The organism is Herbiconiux ginsengi (assembly GCF_900107435.1).
Classification (GTDB): Bacteria; Actinomycetota; Actinomycetes; order Actinomycetales; family Microbacteriaceae; genus Herbiconiux; species Herbiconiux ginsengi.
Map to the genome: position 1 here is coordinate 623,639 of NZ_FNPZ01000003.1, position 16,397 is coordinate 640,035.

17 protein-coding genes are annotated in these 16,397 nt (G+C 70.9%); 10 read left to right on the forward strand and 7 right to left on the reverse strand.

Annotation, left to right across the window (positions count from 1 at the left end; all coding sequences use genetic code 11):
- The first annotated feature begins 5 nt into the window (after positions 1-5).
- The 3 genes from BLW00_RS15740 to BLW00_RS15750 are packed head-to-tail and all read left to right on the forward strand — an operon-like array spanning position 6 to position 2,933.
- Positions 6-806, forward strand: a complete 801-nt coding sequence (locus BLW00_RS15740) for a lysophospholipid acyltransferase family protein (RefSeq protein ID WP_092555814.1) — start codon at positions 6-8, stop codon at positions 804-806.
- Positions 803-1,933 (forward strand): NAD(P)H-dependent glycerol-3-phosphate dehydrogenase, encoded by a 1,131-nt coding sequence (locus BLW00_RS15745; RefSeq protein ID WP_245741618.1) that lies wholly within the window; start codon positions 803-805, stop codon positions 1,931-1,933. Before BLW00_RS15740 ends, BLW00_RS15745 begins: the two co-directional genes overlap by 4 nt.
- Positions 1,845-2,933: a D-alanine--D-alanine ligase family protein gene (locus BLW00_RS15750; RefSeq protein WP_092555816.1), complete on the forward strand. Its 1,089-nt coding sequence runs from the start codon at positions 1,845-1,847 to the stop codon at positions 2,931-2,933. Before BLW00_RS15745 ends, BLW00_RS15750 begins: the two co-directional genes overlap by 89 nt.
- An 80-nt stretch (positions 2,934-3,013) precedes the next feature.
- Here the strand turns inward: BLW00_RS15750 and BLW00_RS15755 are convergent, their stop codons facing one another.
- The gene (locus tag BLW00_RS15755) at positions 3,014-3,571 is read right to left on the reverse strand and encodes a DUF3515 family protein (RefSeq protein ID WP_092555818.1); all 558 of its coding nucleotides are present in this window, start codon (positions 3,569-3,571) and stop codon (positions 3,014-3,016) included.
- Positions 3,572-3,595: 24 nt separating this feature from the next.
- Here BLW00_RS15755 and BLW00_RS15760 point away from each other — a divergent pair, with 24 nt between their 5' ends.
- On the forward strand, positions 3,596-4,795 hold the full coding sequence (locus tag BLW00_RS15760) for a thiamine-phosphate kinase (protein ID WP_092555820.1): 1,200 nt from the start codon (positions 3,596-3,598) through the stop codon (positions 4,793-4,795).
- A 103-nt stretch (positions 4,796-4,898) separates the two neighbouring features.
- Here the strand turns inward: BLW00_RS15760 and rsmD are convergent, their stop codons facing one another.
- On the reverse strand, positions 4,899-5,477 hold the full coding sequence (rsmD, locus tag BLW00_RS15765) for a 16S rRNA (guanine(966)-N(2))-methyltransferase RsmD (RefSeq protein WP_092555822.1): 579 nt from the start codon (positions 5,475-5,477) through the stop codon (positions 4,899-4,901).
- 159 nt (positions 5,478-5,636) lie between these two features.
- On the opposite strand from rsmD, the gene BLW00_RS15770 reads away from it, so the two are divergent.
- From BLW00_RS15770 to cofE, 5 genes are all read left to right on the forward strand, one after another.
- Complete coding sequence (locus BLW00_RS15770; RefSeq protein ID WP_092555824.1) at positions 5,637-7,892, forward strand: ATP-dependent DNA helicase RecG; 2,256 nt, start codon at positions 5,637-5,639, stop codon at positions 7,890-7,892.
- 125 nt (positions 7,893-8,017) lie between these two features.
- Positions 8,018-8,782, forward strand: coding sequence for a hypothetical protein (locus BLW00_RS15775; protein ID WP_092555826.1), 765 nt, complete (start codon positions 8,018-8,020; stop codon positions 8,780-8,782).
- 33 nt (positions 8,783-8,815) lie between these two features.
- Entirely contained in the window at positions 8,816-9,307 is a 492-nt protein-coding gene (coaD, locus tag BLW00_RS15780) for a pantetheine-phosphate adenylyltransferase (protein WP_092555828.1), read from the forward strand.
- Between the two features lie 90 nt (positions 9,308-9,397).
- Complete coding sequence (locus BLW00_RS15785) at positions 9,398-10,399, forward strand: TIGR03557 family F420-dependent LLM class oxidoreductase (RefSeq protein ID WP_092555830.1); 1,002 nt, start codon at positions 9,398-9,400, stop codon at positions 10,397-10,399.
- Positions 10,396-11,505 (forward strand): coenzyme F420-0:L-glutamate ligase, encoded by a 1,110-nt coding sequence (gene cofE, locus BLW00_RS15790; protein WP_092555832.1) that lies wholly within the window; start codon positions 10,396-10,398, stop codon positions 11,503-11,505. Before BLW00_RS15785 ends, cofE begins: the two co-directional genes overlap by 4 nt.
- 246 nt (positions 11,506-11,751) lie before the next feature.
- On the opposite strand, the gene BLW00_RS15795 is transcribed toward cofE, so the two are convergent.
- From BLW00_RS15795 to BLW00_RS15810, 4 genes are all read right to left on the reverse strand, one after another.
- Entirely contained in the window at positions 11,752-12,591 is an 840-nt protein-coding gene (locus BLW00_RS15795) for a YidC/Oxa1 family membrane protein insertase (RefSeq protein ID WP_092555834.1), read from the reverse strand.
- A 153-nt stretch (positions 12,592-12,744) separates the two neighbouring features.
- Positions 12,745-13,134 carry a DUF6412 domain-containing protein gene (locus tag BLW00_RS15800; RefSeq protein WP_092555836.1) on the reverse strand — a complete coding sequence of 130 codons (390 nt, stop codon included), beginning with the start codon at positions 13,132-13,134 and terminating at the stop codon, positions 12,745-12,747.
- Between the two features lie 191 nt (positions 13,135-13,325).
- Positions 13,326-14,000, reverse strand: a complete 675-nt coding sequence (locus BLW00_RS15805; RefSeq protein WP_092555838.1) for a hypothetical protein — start codon at positions 13,998-14,000, stop codon at positions 13,326-13,328.
- A gap of 94 nt (positions 14,001-14,094) precedes the next feature.
- Positions 14,095-14,535: a DapH/DapD/GlmU-related protein gene (locus tag BLW00_RS15810; RefSeq protein ID WP_175494314.1), complete on the reverse strand. Its 441-nt coding sequence runs from the start codon at positions 14,533-14,535 to the stop codon at positions 14,095-14,097.
- A 108-nt stretch (positions 14,536-14,643) separates the two neighbouring features.
- Here BLW00_RS15810 and cofC point away from each other — a divergent pair, with 108 nt between their 5' ends.
- Positions 14,644-15,330 (forward strand): 2-phospho-L-lactate guanylyltransferase, encoded by a 687-nt coding sequence (gene cofC / locus BLW00_RS15815; protein ID WP_245741619.1) that lies wholly within the window; start codon positions 14,644-14,646, stop codon positions 15,328-15,330.
- Positions 15,331-15,426: 96 nt separating this feature from the next.
- Here the strand turns inward: cofC and BLW00_RS15820 are convergent, their stop codons facing one another.
- Positions 15,427-16,392 (reverse strand): sugar-binding transcriptional regulator, encoded by a 966-nt coding sequence (locus tag BLW00_RS15820; RefSeq protein ID WP_092555840.1) that lies wholly within the window; start codon positions 16,390-16,392, stop codon positions 15,427-15,429.
- Positions 16,393-16,397: the final 5 nt, after the last annotated feature.

Below are 16,397 nucleotides of genomic sequence, written 5' to 3' on the forward strand. Positions count from 1 at the left end.
GGCCGATGGCGAAACCGGGGGAGCAGACGGACGTCGACGTCCAGAAGCGGAAGAACACCGAGAAGACGGTGTCCTTCCGCGTGCTCGAGGCGCTCGCGATACCGTTCCTGAACGTCATCGCGAAGCTCGAGATGCACGACACGGCGAAGCTCCCGGTCAAGGGCGCCTTCATCCTGAGCCCGAACCACTACAGCAACATCGATCCGGTCATCATGGCCTGGGCGGTGTGGAAGCTGGGGCGGGCGCCCCGGTTCCTGGCGAAGGCGTCGTTGTTCCGCATCCCGGTGGCCGGCTTCCTCCTGCGCAAGAGCGGTCAGATCCCCGTCGACCGTGCGGGGGGCAACCGCACCAACGCCCCCATCTCGGCGGCGACCCAGCTGGTCGACCACCAGCAGGGGGTCATCGTGTATCCCGAGGGAACCCTCACCCGAGACCCGGACATGTGGCCGATGCGCGGCAAGACCGGCGCGGCCCGGATCGCGCTGGAGCACGACATCCCGCTCATCCCCGCCGCGCACTGGGGCACGCAGGCGGTGCTGCCGCGCTACTCGAAGAAGCTCAGCGTCTTTCCGCGCAAGACCATTCGGATCGTCTTCGGCGACCCGGTCGATCTCGACGACCTGCGTGGCAGGCCGGTCGACCAGAAGTCGCTGGTGGAGGCGACGGATCGGCTGATGAGCGCGATCACCGGCCTCCTCGAGGGCCTGCGCGGTGAGAAGGCCCCGGCCGAGCGCTGGAACCCGGCGGCGCACAACCAGACCGAGTTCGGGCGCATCGAGGCCCGCGACGGCGAGGCCGCCGAGTGAGCCGCGCGTCCGCTCGCGTGCCGGTGCGGCCGCGGATCACCGTCCTGGGCGCCGGGAGCTGGGGGACCACGTTCTCGAAGGTGCTCGCCGACGGCGGCTCCGACGTCACCATCTGGGCCCGCCGGCCCGAGGTGGCCAAGGAGATCCGCGAGGCCAAGCGCAACAGCGACTACCTCCCCGGCGTCAACCTGCCGCTCGCCGTGACGGCGACATCGGATGTCGCGGCAGCGCTGAGAGACGCCCAGTTCGTCTTCGTCTCCGTGCCGAGCCAGTCGCTCCGGCAGAACCTCGAGCAGATCCGCGACCTCATCCCCGCCGAGGTGCCCGTGATCAGCCTGATGAAAGGCGTCGAGAAGGGCACCGGGCTCCGGATGAGCGAGGTGCTCGAGGAGGTGCTGCAGATCGACCGCGATCGCATCGCCGTCGCCTCCGGACCCAATCTCGCGCTCGAGATCGCCAAGGAGCAGCCGACCGCGGCCGTGGTCTCCTCGACCAGTCTCGAGACGGCGGAGGCGGTGGCCAAGGTCGCCACCAACCGCTACTTCCGTTCGTTCGTGAACACGGATGTGATCGGCACCGAGTTCGGCGGCGTGCTGAAGAACCTGATCGCGGTGGCGATCGGCATCGTCGACGGCGTCGGTTATGGCGAGAACACGAAGGCCTCGATCATCACGCGTGGACTCGTGGAGATGACCGATTTCGCGGTGGCCTACGGCGGGCATCCGGAGACCCTCGCGGGCCTCGCCGGCCTCGGCGACCTCATCGCCACGAGCGGTTCGTCGCTCTCCCGCAACAACACGGCCGGCCGCCTGCTCGGGCAGGGGTACAGCTTCGCCGACGTCGTGAAGTCGATGCAGCAGACCGCCGAGGGGCTGGCATCCGTCGCCCCCGTTCTGGCGCTCGCGGCGGCCAAGGGCGTTGACATGCCCATCTGCCGTCAGGTGAGCGAGGTGCTGGCCGGTACGCTCGATCCGAAAGACATAGCCCCCCACCTGACGACCGACGACGATTCGGGACCGCAGGGCGAAAGGACTCTCGATGCCAGGCAAGACGACGGTGGTTCTGCTCTTCGGAGGTCGCTCAAGCGAGCATTCGATCAGCTGCGCCACCGCGGGCGGAGTTCTTGAGGCGATCGATCGGTCGCGCTTCGACGTGATCCCCGTGGGGATCACCCGCGAGGGCGCGTTCGTGCTCGAAGACGACGATCCGGCGAAATTCCGGCTCGACGTGACCGCTCTGCCGCAGGTGCTCGACAACGGCTCGCGCATCCTCTGGCCGGATTCGATCGACACCCGGGAGCTCTCCGTGCGGTCGGCAGGCGGCTCAGTGCGCTCGCTCGGCGACGTGGATGTCGTGTTCCCGATCCTGCACGGGCCCTACGGCGAAGACGGCACGGTGCAGGGGCTGCTCGAGCTGATCGGTCTGCCGTATGTGGGCTCGGGCGTGCTCGCCTCGGCGCTCGGCATGGACAAGCACTACACGAAGACCGTGCTCGAGAAGGCGGGCATCGCGGTGGCGCCCTGGCGCACGCTGACGGCGCGCGAGTGGGCGGCGGCTCCGGATGCGATCACCGCGTCGGCGTCGACGCTCGGCCTGCCGTTGTTCGTGAAGCCCGCCCGGGCCGGTTCGTCGGTGGGGGTCAGCAAGGTCTCGTCGCTCGACCAGCTGCCGGCCGCCATCGAGGTGGCGCTACGGGAGGATTCGCGCGTGCTGATCGAGCGCGGCATCGCCGGCCGCGAGGTGGAGTGCGGTGTGCTCGGCGGGCGCGGCGGCGGCTCGCCGCGGGTATCGGTGGCCGGTGAGATCGTGATGACCACGCGCGAGTTCTACGATTTCGACGCGAAGTACCTGGATGCCCCGGGCGTCGAGCTGGTGTGCCCGGCGGTGCTGACGCCCGACGAGCTCGCCACCATGCAGTCGATCGCGGCGCGTGCGTTCACGGCGATCGACGGGGCCGGACTCGCGCGGGTCGACTTCTTCCTCACGCCGACGGGGTTCGTGGTGAACGAGATCAACACGATGCCCGGATTCACGCCGATCTCGATGTTCCCGAAGTGCTGGATCGCGTCGGGCATGAGCTACCCGCAGATCATCGACGAGCTGATCGCGCTGGCCCTGGAGGGCTGAATCCTCTTGGCGACCCGTCGATTTTGGCCCTAAACGCGCCCTCTTAGGGCGAAAATCGACGGGTCGCGTCGAGGCGGGCGTCAGTCGGCGGGGATCGGGACGGGGGTGCCCGTGGACGTGCCCGTGCCGTCGTCGAGGCTCAGGCACTGCTGGGTCTGCGGGATCGACGAGATCGCGTTCGCGAGGTCGACCAGCGTCGACGAGCTCGACACCGCGTCGCTGTCGAGCACGACCTCCACGGCGGGCGTGCGACCGAAGGTGGTGAAGCGGTACATCGGGGCGTCGCTGTCGTCGCGGATCCAGTCGACACCGTTCACGTTGTCGCAGGGCAGAGTGGTGGGCCCGTAGGGCTGCACGCCGCAGCGCAGCAGCACGGAGGCGGGGTCGCCCCACGCGCCGGTGGCCTGCGCATCCGTCTCCCGCTTCGCGAGGTCGGCGACCGTGTCCGGCAAGCGCACGATCACGTCGGCGCACGACGGGTTGGTCGCGTCGGCGGCGGGGTCGAGGGCGACCGCTCCCGCGCATCCGCTCAGCAGCGCGGCTGCCAGCAAGGCGAGCGACAGGATGCCGGCGGTGCGGCGACGGGCCGAGGGGGCCGAGAGGGAACGGGCCGAGGGGAGACGGGTACGAGCGGGCATCGCTGTTCAGGCTACCGTTGAGAGGTGGCCCTCGACTTCGGTTTACCTGCGAACGCCCGCCCGGAGACCCTTGCGGAGGTCGGCGAGGTCGAGACGTTGCGACGCATCTTCCCGCGGTTGCCGCACGCGTCGGCGGAACTGCTCGGCCCGGGCGACGACGCCGCGGTGCTGGCGGCGCCCGACGGGCGCTACGTCGTCACGACCGACATGATGATCCACGGTCCCGACTTCCGGGCCGCGTGGTCGACGGCTCATGACTTGGGCTGGAAGGCCGCCATGACGAACCTCGCCGACGTCGCCGCGATGGGCGCGCGGCCGACCGCGCTGGTGATGGCGATCGCGGCCCCGCTCGACACGCCCGTGGAGGTTCTGCTCGGCATCGCCGACGGTCTGCGGGATGCCTGTGCGGCCGCTGCTCCCGGATGCGGCGTGGCCGGGGGAGACCTGTCCGTCTCGGCGACGCTCACGCTCGCCGTCACCGCCTTCGGCGATCTGGAAGGGCGGGCGCCGGTCACGCGCGCGGGGGCGCGGCCGGGCGACACGGTGGCGGTGGCGGGCGCGCTGGGGCGGGCGGGGGCCGGCATCTGGCTGCTCTTCCGCGACGGCGTGGTGCGGCACGGACCTGGTGTCGGCAGCGTGCGGGCTGACGGCGCGCGCGTCACGTCCGACGGGAGCAACGCGGGCGTCGGATCGCACCCGCATGACGAACCCGGCGTGTTCGCCGAGTCCGGCGAGTCCCGCGCATCCGGTGAACCCGACGCCGTGCTCGGGGCCGTGCTGCGACGGGAGCACCCCGACCTGCTCGAGGCGCAGCTCGCGCCCACCTCGCCCATCGCATCCGGGGTGGTGGCGGCTCTCGGAGGAGCGACCGCCATGCTCGACGTCTCCGACGGTCTCGTGCTCGACGCGCGGCGCATCGCCCAGGCCAGCGGATGCGTCATCCGCCTCGACCCCGCCGCGATCGCTCGCGAGGCGCGTGCCCTGATCGACCTCGACGCGGTCGTCGGCGATCACGCCCCCGACTTCGTGCTCGCCGGCGGTGAGGACCACGCGCTGCTCGCGACGTTCCCGCTCGGCACGGCGCTGCCCGACGGCTTCCGCCCGCTCGGCGAGGTCGCGGCGGTGCCCCCGGTCGCGAGCCCCGACGTGCTCCTCGGCGATCGCCCCTACGACGACCGCGCCGGCTGGGACCCCTACGCCGACTGGGACGGCCACGCAGGCTGACACCCGTCCTCCTCCCTCCTCCTCTTCGCGACCCGCCAATATCCGCCCCAGAAATGGCCCGGAGAGGGCGGAAATTGGCGGGTCGCGTGGAGGGCGAAGGGGCTCAAGACGGGGAGGCCCACCAGAGCGTGGTCTCGCCATAGGTCTTGGTGCGGTCGTGGGCGAGGCCGGCCGGCCACGCGGGCTCGGGGGTGCGACTGCTGCGCTCGACGAGCACCGTGGCATCCGGCGCGAGCAGGGGCACGAGGGCGGTGAGCGTCTCGGTGAGTTCCGCCTCCGGCAGTTCGTAGGGCGGATCGATGAACACGACGTCGTATCCGGCGCCCACGACCACCGGCACCGCGCGGAGGTAGGGCAGCACGGCCTGAACGGGCACGTCGACCCGCGGGCGCGCATCCCGTGCCGCCGCCTTGGTCACCATCTCGGCGTTCTGCCGGGCGATGCGTGCCGCGGCCGCGTTCTTCTCCACCAGCACGACGGATGCCGCGCCTCGGCTCGCCGCTTCGAGGCCGAGGGCGCCCGATCCGGCGTAGAGGTCGAGCACGCGCAGCCCCTCGAGACCGCCGCGGGCCTCGAGCGCGGAGAAGATCGCCTCCCGCACCCGGTCGCTCGTGGGCCGGGTGCCCGAGCGGGGCACGGCGAGGCTGAGCGATCCGGCGAATCCGGCGATGATGCGGGGCACCCCAGCACCCTACCGCCCGCCGGCCGCTCCCTCGTCGTACCGAGGCCCGCGAGGTCACGCGAAGTGCGGGAAAGGGCGTCGCGAGGCGGCACTTTGCGCGACCTCGCGAGTGACCGACCTCCCACGTGGCGTGTCGGCGGGGCGACATAGGATTTACGCATGAGCAACCCGGTTCGCGTGTCAGCCCCCGAGGCGAGCGCGAGCGGGCGCGCCGCGTTCGACGCGAAGCTGTCGGGCACGCTCGGCGGGCGCACGGCGTCGGCGTTCGAGAAGGCCTTCGGCATCCAGACCGTCGCCGACCTGCTGAGCCACTACCCCCGCCGTTACGCCCGGCGCGGCGAGCTCACGGCCATCGACATGCTCCCGATCGACGAGAACGTCACCATCGTGGCGGAGGTGCGCACCGTCAGCGAGCGGCAGATGAAGGCGCGGCGCGGAAACATCCTCGAGGTCTCGATCTCCGACGGCCAGGGCTTCCTCACGCTCACCTTCTTCAACCAGGCCTGGCGGGCGCGGGAGTTGCGACCCGGAGTGCGCGCGATCTTCGCGGGCAAGGTCTCCAACTACAAGGGAGCCCTGCAGCTCGCGCATCCGAACTACCAGGTGCTCGACGACCTCGCGCTCGCGGCCGGCGCCGGCGAGGCGCTCGACGACGCCGAGGCCAAGCGCTGGGCCGAGATGCCGATCCCGATCTATCCCGCCACGGCGTCGCTCGCCAGCTGGCAGATCGCGAAATCGGTCGAGCTCGTGCTCGACGGCCTGCGCGGCGCCATCCCCGATCCGGTGCCCGACGACGTTCGCGAGGAGCGCGGGCTGATGACGGCTCAGCGCGCCTACGAAGGCATCCATCGCCCGCAGAAAGACGCCGAGTGGATGCGCGCCCGCGACACCCTGCGCTTCCACGAGGCATTCGTGCTGCAGACCGCGCTGGTGAAGCAGCGCGCCGAGTCGCACGCCGTGCACACCGCCGCCCGCTCGCCGAAGCCGGGCGGCTACCTGGAGCGGTTCGACGCGGCCCTGCCGTTCCGGTTGACAGCAGATCAGGAGCTCGTGGGGTCGGAGATCGCCCGCGACCTCGCCGCCTCGACACCGATGATGCGACTGCTGCAAGGCGAGGTGGGCTCGGGCAAGACCCTCGTGGCCGTGCGCGCCATGCTCGCGGTGGCCGACTCGGGCGGGCAGTCGGCGCTGCTCGCTCCCACGGAGGTGCTCGCCTCGCAGCACCTGCGCTCGATCGTGAAGGTGCTCGGCCCCGACCTCGCCGCCGAACTCGTGCCGACGCTGCACACCGGTCAGCTGCCGACCGCCGAGCGCAAGAAGGCGCTGCTCAGGATGGTGTCGGGTCAGGCGAAGCTCGTCGTCGGCACCCACGCGCTGCTCTCCGACGTGGTGCAGTTCTACGACCTCGGACTCGTGGTGGTCGACGAGCAGCACCGCTTCGGCGTGGAGCAGCGCGACACCCTGCGGCAGAAGGGCGCCACGCCCCCGCACGTGCTGGTGATGACGGCCACGCCCATCCCGCGCACGGTGGCGATGACGGTCTTCGGCGACCTCGATGTCTCCACCATCAGCGAACTGCCGGCCGGCCGCAAAGGCATCGAGAGCTTCAGCGTTCCACTCGCCGACAAACCGGGTTGGGCGGGCCGCATCTGGCAACGCGTGGCCGAGGAGCTCACCGCCGGGCGGCAGGCCTTCGTGGTGTGCCCGGCGATCGATCCGGCCGACGACAAGGGCGACGGGCTCGACGACCCCGACGAAGGGAACGAGCAGGGCTCGAAGGATGCCGGGCCTCCGCCGCCCCCGAAAGCCAACGTGGTCGAGACCCTCCAGCAGCTGCGCGCGACCCCGCTGCTCGCCGGGCGGCGCATCGAGGCCTTGCACGGCCGGCTGCCGAGCGAGGAGAAGGAGGCGCTCATGCGTGCCTTCGCCGCCCGTGAGATCGACGTGCTGGTGGCCACGACCGTGATCGAGGTCGGAGTCGACGTGCCGAACGCCTCCACGATGGTGGTGCTCGACGCCGACCGGTTCGGTGTGAGCCAGCTGCATCAGTTGCGCGGCCGGGTGGGCCGGGGCGGGGTGCCGGGGCTGTGCCTGCTCGTGACGCATGCCGAGGCCGATTCGCTCGCCCGCGAGCGGGTCGACGCCGTGGCCTCCACCCTCGACGGCTTCGCTCTGGCCGAGATCGACCTCGAGCTCCGGCGCGAAGGCGACGTTCTGGGCAGCGTGCAGTCCGGCGGCCGGTCGTCGTTGCGGCTGCTGCGGGTGGTGAAAGACGCCGACGTGATCCAGGATGCGCGGGCCGTCGCCGCCGGTATCGTGAGCGACGATCCGGCCCTCGACGAGCATCCAGCCCTCCGCGACGCGCTCGAGCGGCGCTTGCGTGAGACGGAGCGGAGCTTCCTGGCCAAGACCTGACCCCCTCACGCGCGAGATCCGCAAGGGCAGGTCGAAGAACGCGCGGGATCCCGCATTTCCCGGCGCACCCATTGAAATATCCTCCGCACGGGAGCACAGTGGAATCCAGTGGAGATGAGGTGGCTATGAAGACCCTGAAGTCACGCCGGATGCCTGCAGCCTTGCAGCCCGACATCATGCCGGTGCTCTCCGCGGGGCGGCATCGTTCCCCGCGCTCGGGCGCTTGTTTCATGGAGTTCGCGTCGTTCTTGGCGGGTGAGCGCTGGAGCGATCATCCGTCCTGCACGCATGCCGGGCTCGCTCACATGGCCCGCGCCGTCAACGACCTGACGTCGAACGAGGGGCGGAGTGCGCTCGCGCCCTTGATCCCCTCGGTGATCGGGCTGACGACCGACGACCCTCGGCTCGATCTCATCATCGCGGTCACGGCCGCGTCGGCGGCGATCCCGATCGCGTCGATCGATCGTCAGCACGCCCTCGCCGTCGGCGCCCTGGTGTGCCACGACGCCTTGGAGCGCGCGGGCGGCAGCGGGCCGATCGACGTCGACACGCCGCTCCGCGAAGCGCTCGACGCCGCGCCCGAGGCCGAGGCCTGGGCCCGGCGCTTCCTCGACCGCAACGTGCGGTGGCGGCGGGCGGAGATCTCGGCCCGGCAGACGCACGTCACGATCGCGATGTCGGTCGACGGAGTGCGCTCCGCCTGCGCCCCGTTCCCCGACGAGCGGCTCCACGCGCTGCTGGAGTCGACCATCGCGCTCTGCGCTGACTTCGTGGCCCGGGAGCAGGAGGAGGCGAGCGCTGCGGCGGCCGTGGCATCCGCATCCGCGCAACCGGCGGAGGAGGAGCCGGTGCCGACCGAAGCTCGGAGGGACTTCACCCGTCATATGTGACCGGAGGAATTCCCGCGTTGATAGCCTGGGACCATGAGCAGTGTCGCCGTGGTCCCCGGCTCCTTCGACCCCATCACCCTCGGTCACATCGACGTGATCGAACGTGCCGCGAAACTGTTCGACGAGTTGCACGTCGTGGTGGTGCACAACCCCGACAAGCACGCCCTCATCCCGATCGCGCACCGGGTGGCACTGATCGAGAAGTCGCTCGAGGAGCGCGGGCTCGCGAACGGCAACATCATCATCAACTCGTGGAGCGTGGGGCTGCTGGTCGACTACTGCACCGACGTCGGAGCCTCGGCGATCGTGAAGGGCATCCGTTCGCAGGTGGATGTCGCCTACGAGACGCCCATGGCGATCGTGAACCGCAATCTCGCGGGAGTCGAGACGATCTTCCTGCTGCCCGATCCGGCGCACGCGCACGTCTCGAGCTCCCTGGTGCGGCAGGTATCGGCGCTCGGCGGTGACGTGGCGCCGTACGTGCCCTCGGCGGTGGCGGAGTTCCTCAAGCACACGACCGACTGATCTCCCGACGTTCTCCACAGCTTCGGCCGGGGCGCGAACCGGTGCACGCCCGCGACCTATAGTCGAAGGAGAACAACCGGAAGGTCACCGATGTCGAACATTCAGGTCGGCTACGCCGCGATGCTGGAGCAGTTCCATCCGAGCGAAGCCGTCGCCCTCTCGGCCTACGCCGAGGAGCACGGGTTCAGCGGGGTGATGGCGGCCGATCACTTCCAGCCCTGGGTTCCGCGCCAGGGTCAGTCGTCGTTCGTCTGGAACGTGCTCGCCGCGGTGGGGGAGCGCACGCGGGGCGATTTCGGGCCGGGCGTGACCTCGCCGAGCTTTCGCTGGCATCCAGCCATGGTGGCGCAGGCGTCGGCCACGCTCGGAGCGATGTATCCCGGTCGGCACTGGCTCGGGCTCGGGTCGGGCGAGGCGCTCAACGAGCACATCGTGGGCGGCTACTGGCCCGAGGCGCCGGAGCGCATCAACCGCATGTTCGAGGCCGTCGACGTCATCAACAAGCTGTTCACCGCGTCGCTGGCCGGCAAAGACGTGAAGCACTCGGGCACGTTCTTCAAGCTGGAGTCGACCCGGGTGTGGACGATGCCCGAACAGGCGCCCGAGATCCTGGTCGCCACGGCGGGTCCCGTCACCGCCCGGCGGGCCGGGCGCACGGTCGACGGGCTGATCACCGTGGGCGCGCCGCTGGAGAAGATCTCCGGGCTGTTCACGAAGTTCGACGAGGGGGCGCGCGAAGCGGGCAAAGATCCGTCGACGATGCCTCGGGTGCTGCAGTTGCACCTGTCCTGGGCGCCCACCGACGAGGAGGCCATGGCCAACGCGCTGCGGGAGTGGCCGAACGGCGGCATGCGTTTTCCGAAGGCCGACATCCGGAGCCCCTTCGAATTCGAGCAGATGGCCAAGATGGTGCGGCCGGAGGACTTCGAGGGGCGTCTCGTGATCTCGAGCGACCCGGATGCGCATCGCGCCCACATCCAGCGGTTCGCCGATCTCGGGTTCGACAAGATCTACCTGCACAACGTCGGCCGCAATCAGCGCGAGTGGATCGACGTGTTCGGCCGCGACGTGCTCCCGAAGCTGCACCGATGAGCGGCGTCACGATCGTCGGCCTCGGCGGCCTCCCCGAGATCGAGGAGGGCGCCGATCTCGTGGCGCTGATCGGCGACGCGCTGGTGGCGGCGGAGCTGGGGCCGGCCGATGGCGACATCCTGGTGGTGACGAGCAAGATCCTGTCGAAGGCCGAGGGGCGTCGCATCGCGGCGGCCGACCGCGAAGACGCGATCACCGCCGAGACGGTGCGGGTGGTGGCCACGCGGGCCTATCCCGGTGGGGTGACCCGCATCGTCGAGAACCGGCAGGGGATCGTGCAGGCCGCAGCCGGAGTCGACTCGAGCAACACGCCGTCGGGAACGGTGCTGCTGCTGCCGGTCGATCCGGATGCGTCGGCGCGTGCTCTTGCCGCCGGGCTGCGGTCGCGGTTCGGGGTGCGGCTCGGGGTCATCGTGTCCGACACGCTCGGCCGCGCCTGGCGCGAGGGCCAGGTCGACCTCGCGATCGGCGCCGCCGGAGTGAACGTGCTCGACGACCTCAGGGGCAGCCGAGACAGTTTCGGGCAGGAGCTGTTCGTGACGCAGGCGGCCGTCGGCGACGAACTCGCCTCCGCCGCCGATCTGGTGAAGGGCAAGGCGAGCGGGATGCCGGTGGCTCTGGTGCGTGGCTACGGTCACGCCGTGGTCGACACCCTCGACACGCCCGCGCGTGCGCTCAGCCGCACGGGCGAGAAAGACATGTTCCGGCTCGGCACCGACGAGGCGATCGCCCTCGGCCGCGAAGAGGGTCGTGCGGAGGGTCGTGCGGCCGCGCTGGCGGAGGCGGCTGACGAGGCGCGGGCGCTTGCCGCGGCTCGTGAGGCTGAGCTCGCCGAGGCGCGTGCGGCCGCTCTCGCGGAGGTGCGGGCTGAGGCGTTGGCTGAGCTGCGTGGTGATGAGGCGCTGGCACGCGAGAACGAGACAGCCCTGGCAGCGGCCCAGGAAGCGGCGTTCACCGAGGGGCGGCGTGCCGGTCTGACCGAGGGGTGGGAAGCGGGCTATGCCGAGGGGCGCTCGGCCGGGCTCCTCGACGGTCGCGAATCGGGCTTCACCGAGGGCTACGAGCGGGGTCTCGCGGAGGGCTGGGCTCGCGGTCTCGACTGCTGACCCCCGCCGACCGTCCGCGCTCGTTCGCGTCGGCCCCGACGCTCCGTTCGGAGCCCGCCCGCGGGGCCTCGTGTCCGGGAGGCCGAATGTGCCGACGCCCATCGTGAGTCCGAGGGTGTGAGTTCGTGCCTCGGGAGGCAGCAATAGCCTCCCGAGGCACGAACGGCCTCCCGAGGAGCGTCGATGCGACGAGTGCGCGCGATGGCGGATTGCTCGGGTCGAGTCCGGTCGACCCGGCGGCGCCGGTCACACGATGACGCGGCGCAGGATCTCGCGCTCGCCGAACGTCCAGGCCGTGGTCACCAGCAGGTAGAGGCTGGCCGCCAGCGGCACGAACGATGCGAACACCACCGTGATGAGTGGCAGCCAGCTCAGGATGCGCGTGGCCGTCCCGCCCGGCGCGAACGCCGCCAGCGCACCGGCTCCGGCATCCCCGCCTCCGGCGAAGGCGGGAACAGGCGCACCGCTCCCGCCCGCGCCGCCGCGGCCGGCCGAACTGCCACCCGGCGCCCCCGGCGCGACCAGGAGCGCCGCGCGCAGCCCCTGGCGGCGCGACAGCAGGGCGATCCCCGCGATCACCGCCAGGATCACCGCACTCACCGCGACCCCGACCGGATCGCTCCCGCTCGTGACCGCCGTCGCGAAGCTCGTGCCGAGCGGCGCGCCGGCGAGCGTGTGCCCGAGCAACTCGTTCGGGTGCCCGTTGATGGCCGGCAGCAGGAACAGGCCGTAGATCAGCGACAGGACGGGCGCCTGGATGAGCAGCGGCAGGCATCCGGCCAGCGGTGACGCGTTCTCCGAGGCGTAGAGCGCCATGGTCTCACGCTGCAGGCGTTCCGGGTTCGAGGCATGACGCCGCCGGAGTTCGGCGAGGCGCGGGGCGAGGCGTCGCCGCATCCGCTGAGCGCGGGCCTGCGAGAGCCCCACGGGGATGAGCGCGAGGCGCACGAGAATCGTGATGAGCACGACCGCCAGGGCTGCGGCATTCACCCCGGCGAACGGCACGAGCAGGTCGGACAAGAACAGGACGACGGAATACGCTCCGTCGAGCGCGGCCGCGACGGGGCCGAAGGCATAGATGTTCACAGACACTCCAGACGAGCAGGAAAGCACGGATGAGGACACCGACGTGCGGTCGTCGAGGAGTGCGTTCGCGTGAACGCGGGCATCCGGATGCTCGGTCTCGGTCGTCCACGCCGGTCGACGGCGGGGAGGCGCGAGCGAAGCGCGGAGAGGCTCCTAGGCGGCCGCGAGCCGGCGGCCGGGAGCGCGCGGTTGCGGACGCCCGGGGGCGTCGGGTCGGCTCTGCGTGATCGTGGCGGGGAGATCGATGCGTTCGGCGGGTGCGCGCGCGACGGATGCGCCCGAGAGCGCCACGATGGTGGCGATCAGGATGCGCAGCGTGGCCGACAGCGCGACGACGGCGACCGTCGTGGCCGCGACGAGGGCCACGGCAGCGATCAGGCCGGCGCCCGCTCCGGCGCCGGCGCCTGGACCTGCGGTCGCGGATGCGCCGACACCGGCACCGACGATGTTCGCCGTCAGGAGCCACGCGACTCCGAGGCCGAACGCGACGGCCAGAGCGCGCCACACGGCTGAGCCGCTGTCGCGCATCCGCTCCGCCGTCATGCTGCGAGGATACCCCGTCGAGCGCCCGGCGCGCAGTCAGCCTGCCCAGCCGGCACCGGGAGGTGCACCGGATGTCGCAGCTCGGAGGGCAGGGTGGGGCGCCTCGGCTGACGGGCCCGAGCGGTGCCCACCCGCCGTCGCGCAGCTCGGCGCGCGGTCGCCGAACGGCTCAGCGGCTTGGGCCGCGCCGGTCAGCGGTCGGGGTCAGGACCGGGGCCGGGGCCGGCGCCGCGCAACGGTGTCGCCAGGGCGCGGGTGAAGAGTGCCGGCTCGAAGCGGGTCGTGGCCGAGACCACCAGGGTGCGGCTGTTGATGCGCTCAGCGAAAAAGCCGGCGTACGGCAGCTGCACGATGTCCGTCAGGCCGGTCTGCCACGCCGCGATGAGCGCGGGCAGAGATCGCCGTTCAGGCGTCGCGTCGAGGCTCGTCGGATGGTGATCCGATTCGGTGAGCCGCTGTCGCCAGGCCCCGAGGGCTCCACGGTCGATACCCCGGCTCCAGAACTCGGAGGGCACTCCCGAGACCGCTTGCGCCAGCTGCGCGTCGTCGAGCGTCGCGAGCATCCGTGCGGTGCGGGCGTCGGGGCCGGTCGCCTCGGGGTTGGGCGGATCGAACTGCTCCCATGCGCGCGCCCAATCCCGCCGCCACAGCGAGGCCATCTCTCCCGAACCGAGCCGCGGTCCGGATGCCAGACGCGAACTCGCGCCGAGCGAGGGCACCGGGTCGAGCGGGGGCACCTCACGGATCTCGAACCGCCACAGCTCCCGCGCGAACAGCAGCTCGATCAGCCCGAACGGCGTTGGATCGATGCGGAGCATCATGTCGTGCGGCCACGGATTCCCCGGCAGTTCGTGCTCGGAACGCATCGTCCGAGGCTAGCCGCCACCGGCCGATTTCAACAGGGGCGATGCCGGATGCGCCGTGGAGCGCATCCGGCATGCTCATCAGGATGCCGGCCGGTCAGGCAGCCTTGGCGTAATCGGACTCGGTCGAACCCGAAGACGACCCCGAGCCTGCGCCGACGCGGCCCACTCGGGCACCCGGCACGATCGTGGAATCGCTGTCGATCAGGGTCTCGTCGGCGATGATCGCGTTCGCGCCGATCTTGGTGTGGCTCCCGATCTTCGAGCGCCGGCCGATGCGCGCGTTCTCGCCCACGTGCACGTTGGCGCCGACGAAGACGCCGGCTCCGATCGCGGCACCGCTCTCGATCCAGGTGCCCGACCCGAGCCAGGCCTTCTGTCCGATGTGGACGCCGGTCTCGACGTAGGTCGTGGGGTCGACGTAGGCCGTCGCGTCCACTTCCGCTCCGACTGCGACGTATCCCTTGCCGTTGGGGTGGCGGCGATACCGCGAAACGACTCCGCGTTCGCCCTCGATCTCTAGGAATGTTCTGCTCACGTTGTCTACAACAAACAATGCATGTGCATCATTCCTGAGAATGGGCACAACGAACCGATCGTTCTGTCTCGTTCGGTCCGCCCCGAGTAGTGCGGGATAATCGAACCGGTGAGCGACATCCGACAGACCTGGACCGTGGTGGTTCCCGTGAAGGGAACCGCCGCCGGCAAGACCCGGATGGCGCCCGGCCTCGATCAGCGGCAACGGATGCTCCTCGTCGAGGCCTTCGCGCTCGACGCCGTCTCGGCGCTCTCCGCCTCGGCGCTGGTCGACCGGGTGATCGTGGTGACGGATGCCGCGGCCGAGCTCTCCGGCTCGTTGCGCGCTCTCGGGGCCGACATCGTCGCCGATCCGGGCGCGGGTCTCAACGCGGCCGTGGCGGCCGGGATCGAGGCGGCTCGCGCCACGCGCGCGGCTCGCGCCGAGGCTGTCGACGGGCGCGCCGCCGCCACATCTGGCGTCGACGCAGGCGTGGCCGTCGCCGCCCTGCTCGGCGACCTCCCGTGCCTCGTGACGGCCGACGTCGATGACGCGCTCACCCGCGCCTCGGCGCATCCGCTCGCCGTGGTGCCCGATGCCGAGGGCGGCGGCACGACGCTCATCACCGCCCTGCCCGGCATCGCATTGGTGCCGCGCTTCGGCGTCGGGTCGGCCGCCCGGCACGCGGCGGCCGGCCATGTGGTGCTCGACGTCCCTCCCGCCTCGACGCTGCGACTCGACGTCGACACCGAGGAGGATCTCGCGGCGGCCCTGTCTCGCGGCGTCGGACCGCACACGCGAGCCGTCTGGGCCTGAGCGGCGGCTCGGGCCTGGCGAGGCGCGGAGCGACCCACCGCGGTCCGGTCCGGCCCGGCCGCTGTCCAGCCCCCTCCGCCGGGTGCGCCCGCCCCCTTACGCCTCCAGCAGCGAGTGCGCGGTCGCCTCGTCGACGATCAGATCCGTCATCACGCCCGCCGCCAGGGCCCCACGGAGCGCGGGCAACTTCGACCGCCCCGACACCACGCACACGCGCCGCGATACCTTCGACAGCAACGAGAGCGAGGGCCCGGAGGAGCGCGCGTTCATCGGGATGTCGTCACTCGACCCGTCGGCGCGGTAGAACACCGTGGCCACGTCGCCCACCACGTCGGAGTGCGTGAGCTGCTCGAAATCGGCATCGTCGAGATATCCGCCGACGTACACGTGCGACGGCACGTCGGCGAAGGCGGAGCCGAGCCCGAACAGCGCGATGTCCATGCGCTTCTGGATCTCGAGCACGCGCCGGATGCTGCGCTCGCGCCAGAGCACCTCCTTCGTGCGCGGGTCGTCGAAGAAGGCCGGAACCGGGAACTGCTGCACGTAGGCGCCGAAAGCCCGGCCGAACCGGCTCATGATCTCGCTGGCGTAGCCGATGCCGGTGGTCTGCGCGTTCGACGCCCCGTTCAGCTGCACGATCTGGGAATTGTGGGTGACCTTCTCCTGGAGGTGCCGGGAGACGGCCGAGAGGGTCGAGCCCCAGGCGATGCCCATCGTCATGTTGGAGTCGAAGAACGGGCCGAGAATCCGTGCAGCACTCATCGCCACGCGCTCCAGCCGATCGATCTCGTTGGTCGAATCCGGAACCGGCACGACGTGGGCGGTCACCGAATACTGGTCGCGGATGCGCTCCTGCACCGAGGAGATCCGGTCGGCCGGCGAGTGCACCTGGATCTCGACCAGGCCGATCTCGCGTGCGAATCCGAGCAATCGCGACACCGAGGAGCGGGAGGTGCGCAGCTCGCTGGCGATCGCCTCCATGGTCAGATCCTGCATGTAGTACAGGTGGGCGGCGCGCAATGCGTCGCGCACCTTGTCGCTGCCGAGACCCTCGTTCGCCATGCTGC

Bases quoted from the DNA above. Each gene is read 5' to 3' on its own strand.
- BLW00_RS15820 (WP_092555840.1), bottom strand. From the start codon at position 16,392: ATGGCGAACGAGGGTCTCGGCAGCGACAAGGTGCGCGACGCATTGCGC.
- BLW00_RS15805 (WP_092555838.1), bottom strand. From the start codon at position 14,000: ATGCGTTCCGAGCACGAACTGCCGGGGAATCCGTGGCCGCACGACATG.
- BLW00_RS15740 (WP_092555814.1), top strand. From the start codon at position 6: ATGGCGAAACCGGGGGAGCAGACGGACGTCGACGTCCAGAAGCGGAAG.
- coaD (WP_092555828.1), top strand. From the start codon at position 8,816: ATGAGCAGTGTCGCCGTGGTCCCCGGCTCCTTCGACCCCATCACCCTC.
- BLW00_RS15800 (WP_092555836.1), bottom strand. From the start codon at position 13,134: ATGACGGCGGAGCGGATGCGCGACAGCGGCTCAGCCGTGTGGCGCGCT.
- BLW00_RS15750 (WP_092555816.1), top strand. From the start codon at position 1,845: ATGCCAGGCAAGACGACGGTGGTTCTGCTCTTCGGAGGTCGCTCAAGC.
- BLW00_RS15785 (WP_092555830.1), top strand. From the start codon at position 9,398: ATGTCGAACATTCAGGTCGGCTACGCCGCGATGCTGGAGCAGTTCCAT.
- BLW00_RS15775 (WP_092555826.1), top strand. From the start codon at position 8,018: ATGAAGACCCTGAAGTCACGCCGGATGCCTGCAGCCTTGCAGCCCGAC.
- cofE (WP_092555832.1), top strand. From the start codon at position 10,396: ATGAGCGGCGTCACGATCGTCGGCCTCGGCGGCCTCCCCGAGATCGAG.
- BLW00_RS15770 (WP_092555824.1), top strand. From the start codon at position 5,637: ATGAGCAACCCGGTTCGCGTGTCAGCCCCCGAGGCGAGCGCGAGCGGG.
- BLW00_RS15755 (WP_092555818.1), bottom strand. From the start codon at position 3,571: ATGCCCGCTCGTACCCGTCTCCCCTCGGCCCGTTCCCTCTCGGCCCCC.